15 protein-coding genes are annotated in these 16,482 nt (G+C 39.4%); 7 read left to right on the forward strand and 8 right to left on the reverse strand.

The features are described from left to right. The first annotated feature begins 26 nt into the window (after positions 1–26). Positions 27–950 carry a LysR family transcriptional regulator gene (locus GQR55_RS06670; protein WP_166419962.1) on the forward strand — a complete coding sequence of 308 codons (924 nt, stop codon included), beginning with the start codon at positions 27–29 and terminating at the stop codon, positions 948–950. Positions 951–963: 13 nt separating this feature from the next. Here the strand turns inward: GQR55_RS06670 and GQR55_RS06675 are convergent, their stop codons facing one another. From GQR55_RS06675 to GQR55_RS06695, 5 genes are all read right to left on the reverse strand, one after another. Continuing rightward, on the reverse strand, positions 964–1,698 hold the full coding sequence (locus GQR55_RS06675; RefSeq protein ID WP_166419963.1) for a dienelactone hydrolase family protein: 735 nt from the start codon (positions 1,696–1,698) through the stop codon (positions 964–966). A gap of 82 nt (positions 1,699–1,780) precedes the next feature. Continuing rightward, entirely contained in the window at positions 1,781–3,112 is a 1,332-nt protein-coding gene (locus tag GQR55_RS06680) for a glycerophosphodiester phosphodiesterase family protein (RefSeq protein ID WP_165742027.1), read from the reverse strand. Between the two features lie 69 nt (positions 3,113–3,181). Next, entirely contained in the window at positions 3,182–4,033 is an 852-nt protein-coding gene (locus GQR55_RS06685) for a carboxylate/amino acid/amine transporter (RefSeq protein ID WP_166419964.1), read from the reverse strand. A 138-nt stretch (positions 4,034–4,171) separates the two neighbouring features. Further along, positions 4,172–6,307, reverse strand: coding sequence for a M3 family metallopeptidase (locus tag GQR55_RS06690; protein ID WP_166419965.1), 2,136 nt, complete (start codon positions 6,305–6,307; stop codon positions 4,172–4,174). Between the two features lie 209 nt (positions 6,308–6,516). After that, complete coding sequence (locus GQR55_RS06695; protein ID WP_165740494.1) at positions 6,517–6,726, reverse strand: hypothetical protein; 210 nt, start codon at positions 6,724–6,726, stop codon at positions 6,517–6,519. Positions 6,727–6,926: 200 nt separating this feature from the next. On the opposite strand from GQR55_RS06695, the gene GQR55_RS06700 reads away from it, so the two are divergent. The 6 genes from GQR55_RS06700 to yegD all read left to right on the forward strand — a co-directional run bounded on the left by GQR55_RS06700 (position 6,927) and on the right by yegD (position 13,978). Further along, entirely contained in the window at positions 6,927–7,787 is an 861-nt protein-coding gene (locus tag GQR55_RS06700) for a mechanosensitive ion channel domain-containing protein (RefSeq protein WP_166419966.1), read from the forward strand. A gap of 420 nt (positions 7,788–8,207) precedes the next feature. Further along, positions 8,208–10,472 (forward strand): TonB-dependent receptor, encoded by a 2,265-nt coding sequence (locus GQR55_RS06705; RefSeq protein WP_165740498.1) that lies wholly within the window; start codon positions 8,208–8,210, stop codon positions 10,470–10,472. Between the two features lie 104 nt (positions 10,473–10,576). Further along, positions 10,577–10,876 (forward strand): hypothetical protein, encoded by a 300-nt coding sequence (locus GQR55_RS06710; protein WP_101217785.1) that lies wholly within the window; start codon positions 10,577–10,579, stop codon positions 10,874–10,876. Positions 10,877–11,018: 142 nt separating this feature from the next. Next, complete coding sequence (locus GQR55_RS06715; protein ID WP_166419967.1) at positions 11,019–11,675, forward strand: HAD family phosphatase; 657 nt, start codon at positions 11,019–11,021, stop codon at positions 11,673–11,675. Positions 11,676–11,708: 33 nt separating this feature from the next. Continuing rightward, entirely contained in the window at positions 11,709–12,551 is an 843-nt protein-coding gene (locus GQR55_RS06720) for a DNA ligase (RefSeq protein WP_166419968.1), read from the forward strand. A gap of 62 nt (positions 12,552–12,613) precedes the next feature. After that, positions 12,614–13,978 carry a molecular chaperone gene (gene yegD, locus GQR55_RS06725; RefSeq protein WP_166419969.1) on the forward strand — a complete coding sequence of 455 codons (1,365 nt, stop codon included), beginning with the start codon at positions 12,614–12,616 and terminating at the stop codon, positions 13,976–13,978. A gap of 9 nt (positions 13,979–13,987) precedes the next feature. Here the strand turns inward: yegD and GQR55_RS06730 are convergent, their stop codons facing one another. Genes GQR55_RS06730 through GQR55_RS06740 form a run of 3 tightly spaced genes read right to left on the reverse strand, consistent with a single transcriptional unit; the run spans position 13,988 to position 16,331 of the window. Then, positions 13,988–14,452, reverse strand: a complete 465-nt coding sequence (locus GQR55_RS06730; RefSeq protein ID WP_166419970.1) for a methylglyoxal synthase — start codon at positions 14,450–14,452, stop codon at positions 13,988–13,990. Between the two features lie 38 nt (positions 14,453–14,490). Beyond that, the gene (locus tag GQR55_RS06735) at positions 14,491–15,135 is read right to left on the reverse strand and encodes a LysE family translocator (protein WP_166419971.1); all 645 of its coding nucleotides are present in this window, start codon (positions 15,133–15,135) and stop codon (positions 14,491–14,493) included. Further along, positions 15,132–16,331 carry a multidrug effflux MFS transporter gene (locus tag GQR55_RS06740; RefSeq protein WP_166419972.1) on the reverse strand — a complete coding sequence of 400 codons (1,200 nt, stop codon included), beginning with the start codon at positions 16,329–16,331 and terminating at the stop codon, positions 15,132–15,134. The genes GQR55_RS06735 and GQR55_RS06740 overlap by 4 nt, the downstream gene beginning before the upstream one ends. Positions 16,332–16,482 lie beyond the last annotated feature (151 nt).

The raw sequence follows: 16,482 nt of genomic DNA on the forward strand, positions 1-16,482 counted from the left end.
AATTTAAAATACGTTACGGAGCACGTATGAAGGTGTCATTTGAGCAGTTAAAAAGCATGGTGGTATTTGCCCAAATAGTAGAGCAGGGCAGTTTAACTGCCGCGGCTAAACAGCTAGGACTTACGCGAGCCGTAGCAAGCTATCATTTAAAAAAGTTAGAAACTCAGCTTGAAGTAACTTTACTAAATCGCTCAACGCGCACCATGGCGCTTACTGAGGCGGGTATTGCTTACTATGAGCGCTGTAGAATAATTACCGAACAAGCTAATGCCGCTAATCAACAAATAGAAAATATAAAAAGTGAGCCGCAAGGGTTACTTAAAATTAGTTGCCCCGTAAATGTGGGTATGCAGCTAATTGTACCTGCAATAAATACCTTTAAGCGCCAATACCCTAAAATTCAAATAGACTTACAACTTACAGATGATGTGGTTGATATTATTAAAAATGGATTTGATTTTGCGATCCGTGGGGTTGCACTGAGCGACTCTAATTTGCAAGCAACTAAGCTGACTACAATGAGCACCTGTATTTGTGGCGCGCCGGATTACTTTACCCATTTTGGCAAACCTAAAACGCCTTTAGAATTAGCAGAGCATCAATGGGTGGTTTATCAGCTAGGAAGTAAAACGTTAACGCTTTCAAAAGATGGCAAAAAATACGATGTTACAATGCAAGGCGGTTTAAGCACTAATAATGCAGCTGCACGTACGGCGTTTGTTGAAGCCGGGCATGGTATTGGGCGTATTCCGCTTTACGATGCGTGGCCTAAAGTACAAGCTGGGCTGCTTGAAATAATATTAGATGATTATAAAAGTAAAGACATTGAGCTTTACGGGGTATTTCCCCCAGGGGCTGCGGGTTCTAAAAAATTACGATTGTTTATTGATTACTTAAAAGCTTATTTTGTAAAACAGCATACCGCCTTGGGTATGCTGAAAAGCACTTAATAATATAATGCTTTTATAAAGTCCGGCTAAATAGCGCGACCGCTTGTTGGTACATATTAATGGCAAGGGCTGCATCGTATCGCTCGCCTTCATCGCGCATAAAAGCATGTTGGGCATTAACTTCTTGCCATTGGTAATTTATCCCCGTAGCTACACATTGCTGATAAATTTTAGTACGACCTTTTTGCGGTACGTGCGGGTCTTGTTTGCCCCATATAAAGTGAATTTCGCCTTGTATGTCAGCCATGCGCTCAAATGAGTTATTGCCAGCTTGTGCTGGTAATGTATTGCTGTGTATATCAGTCGCGTATAAACAAAATGCCGCATTAACTTCAGGGTTTAGTGCTGCTCTATAAGCTAAATGCCCACCAATACATACGCCCATTGCGCCTACTGTACCTGTGCAATAGCTTTGTTGTTTTATAAAATCGATCATGGCTTGCGTGTCACTATCATGATGTTCAAGTGGCTTTGCCCACTTATCGGCATTGCCTTTATCTTTACCTGCATCATCGTAAGCAAGCACAGTGCCTATAGGATTTAACTCGTGAAACACTTCAGGCACTAATACTACAAAGCCATGGCTTGCTAAAATAGCCGCGCTGCGTGCAATTGGGGCGGTTTGCTGAAAAATCTCAGAATAAAAAATAACAGCAGGGAATTGCCCTTGTGCTTGAGGACGGTAAACAGTGGTTCGCATTAGGCCTGTAGGTGTTGGCAAGTCTGCATTATGTTGTTGAATTATCATAAAAGCGCCCAGTTAAATAAAATTATATATAATGATATGGTAACTGAGCGCGATAAAATAAACGACTTTTGTTGTCGAGTATTTAAATACTTGCAGGCATTTTATTACAACTAGCGTAATAACTTACGGTAGCCGGCCAATCTGAAAATATAGCCATTACACCCACGTCCTTTGCGAGTACATCAACGACCGTCATCATGTCGCCATCGTTATCTATAACATCAGCAATTGATTGATAGTAATAACCACCACCTTCATTAAGCGGACCTGAGCGCTCAAGGCTCCATGCAATAAGCTCTAAACCTGCTGCTTTTGCGTCAATTGCGTATTGCGATGGCACAATATTACTTTCGCTGTCTATTGTTAGCATCATCCAAATAGGAGGCGCTAAAATTTTAACACCATCGGCAACAAGTTCATCCATACTCGGTTGCCATGTTTGCGGGTTACTTGGATCAAATCCGGCATCACTGTCGCGACCATCTAAGTATACGCTTTTATCTGCAAAATCAGGATTGGTGTTTATCCAGTATTTTACGTCATCAAGATTAAACGATTGTGGATAAACTCGCGAGGCTGGCACACCCATTTGTGTATATTCGTCTAGCATTTTTTGTGCATATTGCTCTTGGGTCATTCCATTAAATGGCATACTTACTTGCGGCGATTTAAGTTCTGGTGTCATTTTTACGCCCATCTCATTAAACAATGCAATACTTTGTTTATGAGTCATTAATGTACCTTGGGCCGCATATAAGTCAGTGCGCCAATTGGGTGTACCATCCATGTAATCAGCAACGGTAGTGGCATTTGTGTTTGCACCATCCATTTTACCTTCAAGGGTTAAAAACTCCGCTAAGCTTATATCACTGGTACAGCATTTAGCTGAAGCTGCAATGCCATTAGCGGCGTCTGCGGGTGTAAAAGGGACGCTACATTTGGCTGCAAGTTCTGGCATGGCCAAAATATTGGTTGTGGTATGTAAGTCACATTGAGAGTGGCGGCATACAAGTTCTTTATCGTTTGTAAAAGTAACATCGCATTCAACAATACCTGCGCCCATTCTAGCTGCTGCAATGTATGCTTCTTTAGTGTGTTCAGGATATTGCATTGATGCACCGCGATGACCAATTGAAAAGTCAGTGCGGTAAAAGGGTCCTTCTTTGCACGACTCTAATTGTGTTTTTAAAGCGCTGTCGCTCATATCATTGACTAAATAATACGGACGAGTACCTAGTTGAATATCTGGAGCGTTACCATTCGGTACTTCTACAATAACAGGCGTAGGAACTTCAACAACCTCAACTTCGGTGTTGGTAACAACCACTTCTTTTTCTACTATTTTTACATCGTCATCGCAGCCTGCAAGTGTGGCTAACAATATACAGCTTGTAAGTAAGGTAATACGCTTCATTATTTATCCTTAAAAAGTAAAATTTGTACTACCTTAATGATTATTAATGACAATTTAGCTACAAGCTTATTAATTTACTTTTTTATTAATAATTTGATTCACTATTAATGCACCTAACATTATAGCTGCTCCAATACTTAGCCTAACAATGTCAGCGTCTCTATTCCATATAAGGACATTAACTATAATACCAGCTGGGATTAGTAAGTTATTCATTACGGCTAAAGCTCCAACGTTGACGAGTGTTGCGCCTTTATTCCACATAAAGTAACCAAGGCCCGATGCAACAACTCCTAAATAAATCAGTATTCCCCACTGAGTAGAAGTGCTTGGTAATTTGTTTGAATTACCAAATAATGCATAACAAATTGTGGCAATAATAAGTGCGCCTATAAAAAACCATCCAAATACGGTTTTATCATCAAGCTGATTGTTCATCATTAAGCGTTTATAGGTCACTTGACCTACAGCAAAACTGATATTAGCACCTTGAACAAGCAATAATCCGATTATGAAGTTGTTATTTAGGTTTTCGAAACGAATGGTAATTGCACCGATTACGGCAATAAGCGCGACTATAAAAAAGCGTGGGTTAAACTGTTTATTCAATGCATCGTTTAATAAAGTGATGTAAATAGGGGTCATTACTGTAAATAGCAGTACTTCGGGTACGGTTAAAAATAAAAATGAGTGGTAATAAAAGCTGTACATAATACCAAGCTGTACAGCGCCAATCAGCATAAGCTTTAAGGCTAAAGGTTTAGGCGTTGTTTTAAGTTTTAAAAATGGTAAAAATACCAGAGTGGCTAGTGCTATGCGAATTAACACACTAAACCATGCATCAACTTGGCCGGCTAAATACACGCCAATTAAACTAAATGAAAATGCCCAAAGTAAAGTTACTGCAAATAAGTACCGCATAGCTGTCGTCTTTAAATAATTAATGGCAGCAGTTTATCTGTTATAAATTGATGTATAAACAATAAAAGCCCGCAAGCGGGCTTTTATAAAGTCTAAAATTAATGAACTACGTTACTAATTACTCAACTAAGTTATTAATTATTCAACCAAACCACGGCGCTTAAGTAATGCGTCGGTTGTTGGTTTTTGACCTCTAAACTCAATGTAGCTTTGCATTAAGTCGCGGCTGTTACCTTTTGATAGGATTTCTTTACGGAACTTATCACCATTTTTACGTGTTAAGCCGCCGTTATTTTCCATATGTGCAAAGGCATCTGCTGCAAACACTTCAGTCCAAAGGTATGCGTAGTAACCTGCTGAATAACCACCAGCAAATGTGTGGCTAAAGAAGTTTGATTTGTAACGCGGTGGTACAGGGTAATAAGCAATGCCGTGTTTTTCTAACGCGTCTTGCTCAAATTTTTGAACGTCAGTAATCTTTTTATCAGAGCCAAATGAATGCCATTCCATATCAAGTAGTGCAGCGGCTAAATATTCAGTAGTGCCGTAACCTTGGTTGAATTTTTGCGATTCTAGTACTTTATCAAGTAAAGCTTGTGGAATTGGCTCACCTGTTTTGTAGTGCTTAGCGTAGTTAGCAAGTACTGTTGGTTCAATCATCCAGTCTTCATTTGCTTGCGACGGAAATTCAACAAAGTCACGCGCCGTTGCAGTACCCGCTAGACTTGGGTATTTAACATCTGAGAATAAACCGTGAGCAGCATGACCAAATTCATGGAACATTGTAGACACTTCGTCAAATGTTAATAATGTAGGCTCGCCTGCAGCTGGCTTTGGAATATTTAACGCGTTGTAAATAACCGGTTTAGTACCTTTTAAGCCGCTTTGACTTACGTATGCACTCATCCATGCACCGCCACGTTTACCTTCACGTGCGTATGGGTCTAAGTAAAATAAACCAATAGCACTGCCATCAGCGTTAAATACTTCGTACGCTGTTACATCTTCATGATAAACAGGTAGGTCTTTACGTTCTTTAAACGTAATACCGTAAAGTTTGTTCATCGCGAAGAATAGACCGTCGTGAATAACCGATTGCATTTCAAAGTATGGTTTAACTAATGCTGGATCTAAGTTGTACTTTTCTGCACGTACTTTTTCAGCATAAAAAGTCCAATCCCACGGTTTAAGCTCAAAGCTCTCGCCTGAATCGTTAATCACTTTTTGAATTGCTGCAGCTTCAATTTTAGCTTTTTCAACTGCTTTTGGTGCTAGGTCATCAAGGATGCCGTAAACGTTTTCAGTTGTTTGTGCCATACGCGACGTCATTACATAAGAAGCCCAATCTTTGTAGCCTAAAAGCTCTGCTTTTTGAGCGCGTAGGTTGGTTTCTTTAATAATGATAGGGCCGTTAGTTTTTGCTGCACGGTTTGCAGAGGCTTTAAAAATACGCTCACGTAGGTCACGGTTTTCAAGGCTTGATAAAATTGGTTGTTGCGTTGTATTTACCAAAGTGATCATGTAGCCGTCTTTGCCCGCTTTTTTAGCCGAAGCTGCAAGGCCTGCAATTTCACCTTCAGAAAGACCCGCTAATTCACTTTTATCTGTAACTACAATAACGTCTTCTTTAAACGATTTTAAAATGTTTTGTGAAAACGCAGTAGATAGCTGAGCTAGCTCTGAGTTAATTTCACGCATTTTAGCTTTTTCAGCGTCGTTTAATTTAGCACCTGCTTTTACAAACTGCTTGTAGTAAAAATCAACTAGGCGTTTGTCTTCTGCGTTTAATTTATCTTGGTTGTCGTAAATTGTTTGTACACGTTTGAATAAAGCACCATTTAGGTAAATATCATCTGAGTGAGCAGATAATACAGGCGCCATTTTTTCATCAATACGCTGGTATTCAGCATCTGAAATTAAACCAGATAAGTTATAAAAAGCAGCCGATACGCGATTTAATAGCTCACCTGACAACTCCATTTTAACTAATGTGTTTTCAAATGTAGCAGGAGCAGGGTTGTTAGCAATCGCTTGTACTTGTGCTGTGTGCTGAGCGATACCTGCATCAAATGCAGCTTCGTAATCTTTTGTACCAAACTTATCAAATTCTGGTGCCATATATTGCAATGGGCTAGGCTTAAATAAAACATTGTTTGCGTTCATGTCTTGCACTTGTGCTGCGCCTTCTTTTGCCATGTTTTGTGTATCGTTAGATGAACAGGCAGATAATATTAAAGCACTAGCAATAGTAGTGGCGATCAGGGTTTTACGCATAATAACTCCATAGAAAGATTAGCCGGAATAGGCTTTGCGAGTCGAAAAACCTAGTTAACTTATCAAATTTTGGGGTTTATACAATAAAGTTTATCGGTATTAAGCGGGATTTGAACGCAAATTAGCTAATATTTAGCTTTAAGGGAGGTAAAAGTAGCTCTAAAAGTAAACACCTGAGCTACTTATATAGGTCGTAGATTCATAATTGCCTAGTTATATCCAAGTACAAATTTTCTCTCAGAGCCAAAACTGCTTGGTTGTTGTTGGCCAAACTCTTTGTTAATAGATGCCAGTGTTTGCTCTTGCTCTGCAAGAAGGCACAAAATTTTATTTCGATAATCTAGGCTGCTCTCAAATAAATGTAAGTCTACCTGTGGCTGCAAAGTTGCCAGCCTTTGATTTAAAGTTAGTTGTGACATAGTGATCTCCAGTGCTTGTACACTATTTATATAGCACTCGGTGCAATAAAGAGTTAATAAATTGTTCATAAAAAGCATTTTGAACTTATTAACTTGGTGTTTTAGTTATATTATGACTGCTAAACTTACCCAACACTGAACCGCTTTTACTTTACAGTGATTTAAATTTAAAGCGCTCCTTTGCTTGTTTTGGAAAATAAATGACCTTAGAACACATAAACCAAATTCTTGCCTTTGTTGTATTTAGTTACAGCGATGTACACATTACCGTAGCAAAAATTATTCAAGTGCCTTTAATACTATTCGCTATTTGGTTTCTTGTTACGCGTATTGGCAAGCTAATAACAAAAACATTATTGGCAAAAAAATTAAGCCAAGATGCCGTGCATTTATTCACACGTATCTACTTTATTTTAAGTATCGCAATTTTAATTTTTACATCCTTAGAGGTATTAAGCATACCGCTGACTGCATTTGCTTTTGTATCAGGTGCGATAGCTATTGGCGTAGGCTTTGGTGCGCAAAATATAATTAATAACTTCATTAGTGGCTGGATATTAATGTGGGAGAGACCAATACGTATTGGCGACTTTTTAGAAGTGGGCAATGCAAAAGGCGTGGTAGAGACGATTAATACACGCTCTACACGTATTCGCCGTAACGATGGGGTTCATATGCTTATCCCAAATAGTCAGTTATTGGAGAATACAGTAACAAATTGGACACTGATTGATGGTAATGCACGATCATCGGTAAGTGTAGGCGTTGCATACGGATCAGACGTGCTGCTGGTTAAAAAGTTAATTCAGCAAGTACTTGATGACCATGAGGCTATTTTGGCTAATCCAAAGTCGTCGGTGTTGTTTGATGACTTTGCAGATAGCTCACTGGTATTTAATGCTGTTTTTTGGGTGTGCGCCGAGTCAGAAACCATGCTTAGAAAAGTGCGCAGTGATATTCGATTTAATATTTACGCTGTATTTGAAGAGCATGATGTTGTTATTGCTTTCCCGCAGCGTGATATTCATATCGACGGTGAAATTGCAATTAAGCGCCCATAATCCAAATACAGTCATTATTGGAAGTCGCTCGCGGGCGACTTTTTATAAAAAAGTAGGTGTTTCTATTTTAGGTTAACATGTAAAACAATCCCTTCTTCCTACTCCATTTTATTAAATTCAATAAAGGACATATGTCCGCATTACTGGGGTTTTGCATCTAAATAGTGGTAAAAACACGTGGTTTTGTAGTTAAATGTTGCAAAAAAGTTTCTGATTATGTCTGTATTTATGCAGTAAAATTGTCACACAATGGTATAATCTTCATCGTTCGTTCAGCCTTATAACATCGTTTTTGTACTCTCGGTAATAAGGTCCGCGCGCATGACGCAAGTCGCGAAAAATTGAACGAGCCCGCAATGAATACATTGCGCAACACAAAAAACCGTTGAACAAGAGTGCACAAAAAAGGTTAAACCCAACATGAAAGCAATGAAAAGATCTACGTTAGCTACCCTAATCAATGCAACGTTGTTCTCTGCAGTAGCAGGTACTTCATTTTCTTCTTTAGCTGCTGAAGAAAAAACAGCTAAAAAAAGTAATCAACTAGAAGTTATTCAAGTAACAGCTCGTAAACGTGTAGAAAACGCTCAAGAAGTACCTGTAGCTGTCTCTGCACTTCAAGGTGATAACCTTGATGCGTATAGCTCAGCTGGTATGGACATTCGTTTTTTAAATGCGAAAATTCCAAGTTTATCTATTGAATCTTCATTTGGTCGTTCATTCCCACGCTTTTACGTTCGTGGTTTAGGTAATACCGATTTCGATTTGAATGCATCACAACCAGTATCGCTTGTTGTTGATGAAGTAGTTCAAGAAAATGCAATTTTAAAAGGCTTCCCAGTATTTGATGTTGAACGCGTAGAAGTATTACGTGGACCACAGGGAACTTTATTTGGGCGTAATACGCCAGCTGGACTTGTTAAGTTTGACTCTGTTAAACCAAGCCAAGAATTTGATGGTTATGGCTCTGTTTCATACGGTAGCCGTGGCGCTGTAGACACAAGTGGTGCTGTAGGTGGTGCTTTAACTGACCGTTTATCTGCTCGTGTTTCATTATTATGGCAAGACAAAGACGATTACATTGATAACCAAGCTCCAGGCTTTGAAGCTAAAGACGAGCAAGGTGGTTACACTGAAAAAGCGGCACGCGTTCAGTTTTTATATGAAGGCGATGATTTTACTGCTTTATTAAACTATCACACACGTGACTTAGATGGCTCGCCAATTGCTTTTCGTGCAAACGTAATTAAAGCAGGTACTAATGAGCTAGTAGACAACTACGAAAGTGATGTTGTTTATCAAGATGCGGCATCTCGCTCTACTCAACAAGTAGAATCTGAAGGTGCAAGCTTAAAGCTTGAGTGGGAACTTAAAAACCACACAATCACTTCAATTTCTGCATGGGAAAGTGCTGAAATATATTCGCGTGCTGACATCGATGGTGGTTACGGCGCTTCATACACAGATGATATGGGGCCTGGTTTTATCCCTTTCTCTTCAGAAAGTGCTGATGGCATTCCAGATCACGACCAGTTGACGCAAGAACTACGCTTATCTAGTAACTTTGATGGCGATTTAAATTATCAAGTAGGTGTTTTTTACTTCGATGAAGAGCTAACTATTGAAAACTACAGCTACGATACATTCTCAACCCCCGATGCTGGTGTTTTAAATGGTTTTGTACGTCAACAACAAGATACAACTGCTTGGGCTGTATTTGGTTCTGTAGATTATACTTTTTCAGATGATTTAAAAGTAACAGCCGGCCTTCGCTATTCTGACGATGATAAAGATTTTGTAGCAGACCGTACACTTAGCCCAATTGGCGGTGGTGCATTACTAGTAGAGCGTGATGTTAGTGACGACCATGTTAGCTGGGACTTATCTGCAAATTATAAAGTAAACGATGATGTTAACTGGTATGGTCGTGTAGCAAATAGCTTCCGCGCTCCGAGTTTACAAGGCCGTATTTTGTTTGGTGATGAGGTAACTACAGCTGAGTCAGAAACGGTAACATCGTACGAAACAGGTATTAAATCAGACGTGCTAGACGGCCAAGGCCGTGTTAACGCTACGGTATTTTACTACACAATGGATGACCAGCAACTTACTGCTGTAGGTGGTGGTGCTAACTTTAACCGTTTAGTTAATGCTGATAAAACGACTGGCTATGGTTTTGAGTTAGATACGCAGTGGGTATTAAGCGATGAGTTTAATGCGACATTTAATTTAAGTTATAACAAAACTGAAATTAAAGATAAAAACTTAGCTGTGGCTGTTTGTGCACAGTGTACTGTAACTGACCCAATTAATGGTTCAGGACTTGCTGTGCTTGACGGCAATAGCTTACCGCATGCACCTGAGTGGATCTCTAACTTTACGCTTCGCTACACTAAAGAACTTGCCGATGGTAACTTCTTTGCTAGCGGTGATATTTCTTACCGTAGTAAAATCAATATGTTCCTTTACGAATCAGTAGAGTTTGAAGGTAAAGAGCTTATTGAAACAGGTTTGCGTACAGGTTACACATGGTCTGAAGGCGATTACGAATACGAAGTAGCCGCATTTGTTCGTAACTTATTTGATGAGCAACAAGTTATTGGTGCAGTAGACTTTAATAACAATACGGGTATTGTTAATGAAGAACGCTATGTTGGTGCTGAATTTAAAGTTAACTTTTTCTAAACGTTAACCTAAATTGTATTAATTTTGAAAGCCTGCCTTGTGCAGGCTTTTATGTTTTTATAAAGCTGGTAAAGTAGCGTTAATTAATTTAAAGAGATAAGAAAATGGCTGGATTTTGGAATTACCGTGTAATTTTTTGTGAAGCAACGAAAGACGAAGCAGCACAATATCAAATACACGAAGTAGAATATAACCTGAACGGTAAAGTGACTAACTGGTCAGAAACAGGCGCAGCCCCTTTTGGTACAACACTTGATGAGTTGAAAGATGACTCAGATCGTTTAAAAACAGCATTTGAAAAACCAGTACTTAAAGTTATGCGTAAAACACGTGGTTATGAGCTTGTTGATGTTGAAACAGGTGAAGAAGCAACGGGTGAGCCACCAGCAGGTTTGACTCAGTAATAGTATTAATAAAGGCGCTTAGGCGCCTTTTTTATTGTCAAAATTTAGCTTAGGTTAAATAATACCAACCTGCATAAATCTTTGATCAATTTAACGAGTTAAATAGACCCCATATATAAGCAGATTGGTATAAGGAGTGAGGATGACATTACAGGCAGTATTATTTGATATGGATGGCACATTAGTTGATTCAGAAAGCATGCACTTTGTATGTTGGAGTAAACTACTTAAGCCTTATGGTGTTAGTTATTTAGAAAATGATTTTTGTCAGCGCTTTTCAGGACGACCCACTTTAGAAGCTGCAATAGAGATTAAGCAAGAGCATAACTTATCAGTAAGCGCACAGTTTTTAGCGGATGAAAAATACCGTTTGTTTGGCGAATTTGTAATAACACATTTACCGCCCCTGATGCCATTTACAGAGCAAACGTTGAAAGCTGTAAAGGCGAGTGGCTTAAAAATGGCGCTAGTAACAGGCAGTGCTAAAAGTGAAGCCATGCCAATACTTAAAGGTTTAGGATTTTATGAGCTGTTTGACGCAGTTGTGACAAAAGACGATGTAACTAATCCTAAACCTGCAGGAGACCCATATTTATTGGCACTTAAGCAGATAAATATACAGGCAGGCAATGCAATTGCTGTTGAGGATACATTTACCGGCGTTACGGCTGCCAATAACGCCTTATTGCGTGTTGTAGCCATTGCCAATAGTCATACTCAAGGGCATGACTTTAGTCAAGCTACCTATCAAATGAGCAACTTAGATGAGTTTTGGCAATGGGTGCAATCTCAACTATAGTTTAAGCCAACTTTGACTTGCTTGGATGCGCTAATGTTTACTATCAAACATCTACTTTTTATTACTGTAGTACTTTTTACGCAATGCATAAGTGCAGCACCGCCGTCTGTTTTATTAGCTAAAGTATATGATGAAACTAAACATTACGATGTAAGTAAGTATTTAGTCAGCGAGAAATATGATGGTGTAAGAGCCATATGGACCGGTACGCAGTTTGTTACTCGCAAAGGAAATATTATCAATGCACCAACTTGGTTTACAGCGCCATTGCCAAATGTATGGCTTGATGGTGAGTTGTGGACCAAACGTCAGCACTTTTCTGAGCTTAGTGGCATAGTCAGAACTAAAATCCCTAACAATCATGATTGGCAAACTATTACTTATAAAATATTTGATATGCCTGATGAAAATCTGCCTTTTAGCACTCGTTATAAAAACTATAATGAGCTTATTACTAGCCTAAACTCGCCGCACATTAGCGCTGTGGCGCAATACAGTTTTACTAATAACGAGCAACTCACTGGTTACTTTAAAAAAATAACTAAGCAGGGAGGCGAGGGCGTAATGCTTCATTTAGCAAGCGCTAAACACAGTGATGGGCGAAGCAATGCCTTACTAAAATTAAAGCCTTATTTAGATGCGGAAGCAGTTGTGATTGCGCACTTACCAGGCAAGGGTAAATACCAAGGTATGTTAGGCGCATTAAGGGTGAAAACAGCACAAGAGCAGGTGTTTTCTATTGGTACAGGGTTTAGTGATGAAGAACGTAAAAACCCACCAGCCATAGGAAGTATTGTCACGTATCGATTTCATGGTTTAACAAAAAATGGTTTACCGCGTTTTGCTAGTTTTTTACGGGTAAGAGAGAGTTTATAGCATTTATAATTTTTACAAAGTGTGCTAAATTGCGCGGCCTTTTTGGTAATGTGTGGTGAAGTATGTTTGTAGGTTTTGATTACGGTAGTTCTAATTGTGCTATGGGTGTAATGAGCGAGGGTAATGTTCAATTAGTACCGCTAGAGCAAGGAAAACATTACTTACCATCTACACTTTACACTCATCACAGCGCGTTGGTTGTTGACTTTGTTGCTAAGCATTTACATGGCACAGCTCATGAGCGTGATTTTTTAACGCAGCGCCAAGCATTATTAAATACCTTGCCTCGAATTAAATCAGACCTTGATTTACAACCTTCAGATGAAACCTTGTTTATTGGCCGTGAAGCAATTAGCGAGTACGTACAGTTTCCTGAAGAAGGGTACTTTGTTAAGTCCCCTAAATCATTTTTTGGCGCAACTGGCCTTAAACAAGGTCAAATCAACTTTTTTGAAGATATCGCAACAGCGATGATTCTAAAAATAAAGCAACGTGCTGAGCTCTCTCTAGGTAAAACCCTCACACAAACAGTGATTGGCCGCCCAGTTAACTTTCAGGCTGTGGGTGGCGAGCAATCAAACCAACAAGCGGTAGGTATTTTAGAACGCGCAGCTAAACGCGCAGGCTTTAAAGACGTAGAGTTTTTATATGAGCCACTTGCTGCGGGTATCGATTACGAGAGTGATTTAACACACGATCAAAAAGTACTCGTTATTGATATTGGTGGTGGTACAAGTGACTGCTCGTTTGTACAAATGGGTCCGAGCTTTAGAGGAAGTAGTCAACGCGATAGCGATTTTTTATCACACAGTGGTAAACGTGTTGGCGGAAACGATTTAGATATTGCATTGAGCTATCATGGTTTAATGCCATTACTGGGTTTAGGCAGTACGTTTAAGTCGGGTTTACCATTACCAAATCAAGCATTTTGGCAAGCGTGTAAAATTAACGATGTAAACTTACAAAGCCAATTTTATAGTGAAAGCCATACCCGTGAGCTAAATGCACAATTACGTGATGTAAGTGCGCCAGAGCTTTATAAGCGTTTAATACATTTACAACAAAACAAGCAAGGCCATCAGTTAGTTCAACAAGGTGAAGCGGCTAAAATAGCACTTTCATCTACAAGTACATTTGATTGTGATTTAAGCTTTTTAGATAATGGGCTGAATAAAAATGTATCGGTGAGCGACTTAAGTGTTGCCGTTGAGAGTAGTATTAGCCAAATAGTGACTTTAGCAAAACAAGCTATTAGCGATGCTGCAACTACGCCAGACGTTATTTACTTAACAGGTGGTAGTGCACAATCACCATTGATTAAAGCGGCTTTAAGTGAACATTTAGGTGATATTAAAATGGTTAACGGAGATCACTTTGGTAGTGTAACTGCTGGCCTGACTAAATGGGCCAGCATGCTTTATAAGTAGCTTAAAAATTTAAAGATCTATTTGTCGGGTTGCGAGGTATTTTTCGTAATCTGGCAATGTACGTTCAAGCTCTACGTCCATAAGCGGTGAGCTCAATAACATATCGGCGCTTACTTCATTACACGCCACCGGAATATTCCAAACAGCTGCTAAACGTAGCAGTGCTTTAACATCAGGATCATGAGGCTGTGAAGCTAATGGGTCCCAAAAAAATATCAAAACATGTATTTCATGCTCCGCTATTTTAGCGCCAAGTTGCTGATCGCCGCCCATTGGGCCACTTAAAAGTTGGACTACATCAAGCCCTGTAGTTTTTTGGATTAAATGCCCCGTAGTACCGGTGCCATATAAAGTGTGTTTGCTTAATATGTCTTTGTGCTTTTCACACCATATTTTTAATGCTGCTTTTTTACCGTCGTGTGCAACTAATGCAATATTCTTTTGCGCGGGAAGAGATTGTGTTTTTTGTTCCATGCTGATTCTTTTTATTAGTTAACCACTGTTTTGGTTAGTTAAAATAATAGATTGATAGCAAGGGCAATAAAAACAATACCGGTGATCCTATCAATCCAAAGTTGGCTATTTGGGTTACGTCTAAAAAACTGTGCAATTTTGTCGCCAAAATAAATATACGTGCAGTCAATCGGAAAAGCAAAAATAGGGTAAAGCAAACCAAAAAAGGCGAGCTGGAAAGTAGCTGATGAAAGCGTTGGATCTACAAATTGCGGAATAAATGCAATAAAAAATAACGCTACTTTAGGGTTTAGTACTTCAGTCATCATGGCTTGAAACATGACATTACTTTTTTTACTGGTACTTATATGCGGTTTATCGGTTTGCTTGCCCTCAGATATAGGCTCTGGCTGCTTTAGCGTGCCTTTAATCATCATAAACCCCAAATAACATAAGTATGCTGCGCCTGAATATTGCACTGCGGCATAGGCACTTGGGGAAGCTTTTAGGACTGCGCTTAGGCCTACAACAGCAAAAAAAGTATGAACAACGCCACCTAATGCAAAACCAAAGGCACTTTTCATACCAGCGCGTCGACCATTTGCAAAGGTTTGTGCCATCAAAAATGCATTTGATGGCCCAGGTGCTACTGCCATTAAAAAACTAGCCAATAAAAAAGAAGCTAAAAAGTCAGGGTTGATCATTGAGTGCTGTTAGTTGGATGCAAAGTATGGGCTTTTTTACTCATTAAAATAAACCAAAGCGGAGCTAGTAATAATAAATGAAAAGCAATTAACCACGGTGTACTTAACCCTAAATATTGGGTTAAAACAACGAGTATACTCGCGCCACTCATTTGCATAGCACCAAGTAATGCCGAGGCTGTGCCTGCTTGTTTAGGAAAACTCGACAGAGCCATACCTGCAGCTGAGCCTAAACTTAGAGCAAAGCCTAATGCTGCAATTAAAATAGGTAACATAAGCGCAAATGCCGTTTCTATACTGCTAAGCGCGAGCATTAATAACCCTGAGAAAACCAGTATACTCACACCGACACGCAAAGCACGTTGGCTATTTCGTTTAATGTACGTTGGTAATATAAAACTTGCGACAATACTTATTACGGCATTTAGCGTAAACCAAAAAGTAAAGTCGGCTACTGTGCCGCCTAAATGTGTAATGAGCCAGCCTGGTGCGAGCGTTACGTACACTAATATAGCCGACATGGCGACCATACAAATTAGACTATTAAACAAAAATATTGGTGTTTTAATAATCGGTGTAAAGCGACGTAAATCTAAAATATGACCCTGGTAATGGCTATCAGCAGGGCGAGTTTCTCTAAAAAAGAATAGGGTAACAATAAGACCCAAAATGGCAAACGCGGTTAAAAATAAAAAGTTCATACGCCAGCCAAATTGAACGGTAAGCCATGCCCCTAAAATAGGCGCCATTGCCGGAATAAAGCACACAATCCCGTTAAGGTAAGTGATCATTTGTCCACTTCGTTCGCTCCCATATTTGTCACGCACTATCGCAAATGCAACAACAAATGTGGCACAAGCGCCAAAACCTTGAAGCGCACGTGCAATCATCAATATTTCAAAAGAAGGTGAGTAATAGGCAAGTAATGCTGAGCCTGCATATAAACTTATACCCACTATAGCCACTGGTTTTCGGCCAAATTTATCAGCCAAAGGACCCGCAATTAACTGGCCTAAACCCACTGTTAGCATAAAAATAGCAACGGTTTGCTGTACTTGTTGTTCTGTTACTGCAAATTGTTCTGCAATAGTTGGAAAAGCGGGTAAGTAAATATCGATTGCCATAGGGCAAAATATAACGAGTAACGCTAAGATAAGTAATAAAGTCATATTGGGTTTAGCGGGCTGTGTTTGCATTGAGTCTCCTTTTGCCGAGTATTTTAGGTGGGCACTCGTAAAAAAGAAAGGGCTTATGGCCCCTACATAGATTGTCGTTCTCATTATTTGATTAGATTAAGCTAAAAAGGCAGTATAAATGCGCTTTTTAAAACTGGTCTGATGTGTTAAT

Source organism: Pseudoalteromonas sp. Z1A8 (genome assembly GCF_011378855.1).
In the GTDB taxonomy this organism is placed as follows: domain Bacteria; phylum Pseudomonadota; class Gammaproteobacteria; order Enterobacterales; family Alteromonadaceae; genus Pseudoalteromonas.

What these genes read in the sequence shown, in the direction of transcription:
- GQR55_RS06670 (WP_166419962.1), top strand. Translation starts at nt 27, where the DNA reads ATGAAGGTGTCATTTGAGCAGTTAAAAAGCATGGTGGTATTTGCCCAA.
- GQR55_RS06675 (WP_166419963.1), bottom strand. Translation starts at nt 1,698, where the DNA reads ATGATAATTCAACAACATAATGCAGACTTGCCAACACCTACAGGCCTA.
- GQR55_RS06680 (WP_165742027.1), bottom strand. Translation starts at nt 3,112, where the DNA reads ATGAAGCGTATTACCTTACTTACAAGCTGTATATTGTTAGCCACACTT.
- GQR55_RS06685 (WP_166419964.1), bottom strand. Translation starts at nt 4,033, where the DNA reads ATGCGGTACTTATTTGCAGTAACTTTACTTTGGGCATTTTCATTTAGT.
- GQR55_RS06690 (WP_166419965.1), bottom strand. Translation starts at nt 6,307, where the DNA reads ATGCGTAAAACCCTGATCGCCACTACTATTGCTAGTGCTTTAATATTA.
- GQR55_RS06695 (WP_165740494.1), bottom strand. Translation starts at nt 6,726, where the DNA reads ATGTCACAACTAACTTTAAATCAAAGGCTGGCAACTTTGCAGCCACAG.
- GQR55_RS06700 (WP_166419966.1), top strand. Translation starts at nt 6,927, where the DNA reads ATGACCTTAGAACACATAAACCAAATTCTTGCCTTTGTTGTATTTAGT.
- GQR55_RS06705 (WP_165740498.1), top strand. Translation starts at nt 8,208, where the DNA reads ATGAAAGCAATGAAAAGATCTACGTTAGCTACCCTAATCAATGCAACG.
- GQR55_RS06710 (WP_101217785.1), top strand. Translation starts at nt 10,577, where the DNA reads ATGGCTGGATTTTGGAATTACCGTGTAATTTTTTGTGAAGCAACGAAA.
- GQR55_RS06715 (WP_166419967.1), top strand. Translation starts at nt 11,019, where the DNA reads ATGACATTACAGGCAGTATTATTTGATATGGATGGCACATTAGTTGAT.
- GQR55_RS06720 (WP_166419968.1), top strand. Translation starts at nt 11,709, where the DNA reads ATGTTTACTATCAAACATCTACTTTTTATTACTGTAGTACTTTTTACG.
- yegD (WP_166419969.1), top strand. Translation starts at nt 12,614, where the DNA reads ATGTTTGTAGGTTTTGATTACGGTAGTTCTAATTGTGCTATGGGTGTA.
- GQR55_RS06730 (WP_166419970.1), bottom strand. Translation starts at nt 14,452, where the DNA reads ATGGAACAAAAAACACAATCTCTTCCCGCGCAAAAGAATATTGCATTA.
- GQR55_RS06735 (WP_166419971.1), bottom strand. Translation starts at nt 15,135, where the DNA reads ATGATCAACCCTGACTTTTTAGCTTCTTTTTTATTGGCTAGTTTTTTA.
- GQR55_RS06740 (WP_166419972.1), bottom strand. Translation starts at nt 16,331, where the DNA reads ATGCAAACACAGCCCGCTAAACCCAATATGACTTTATTACTTATCTTA.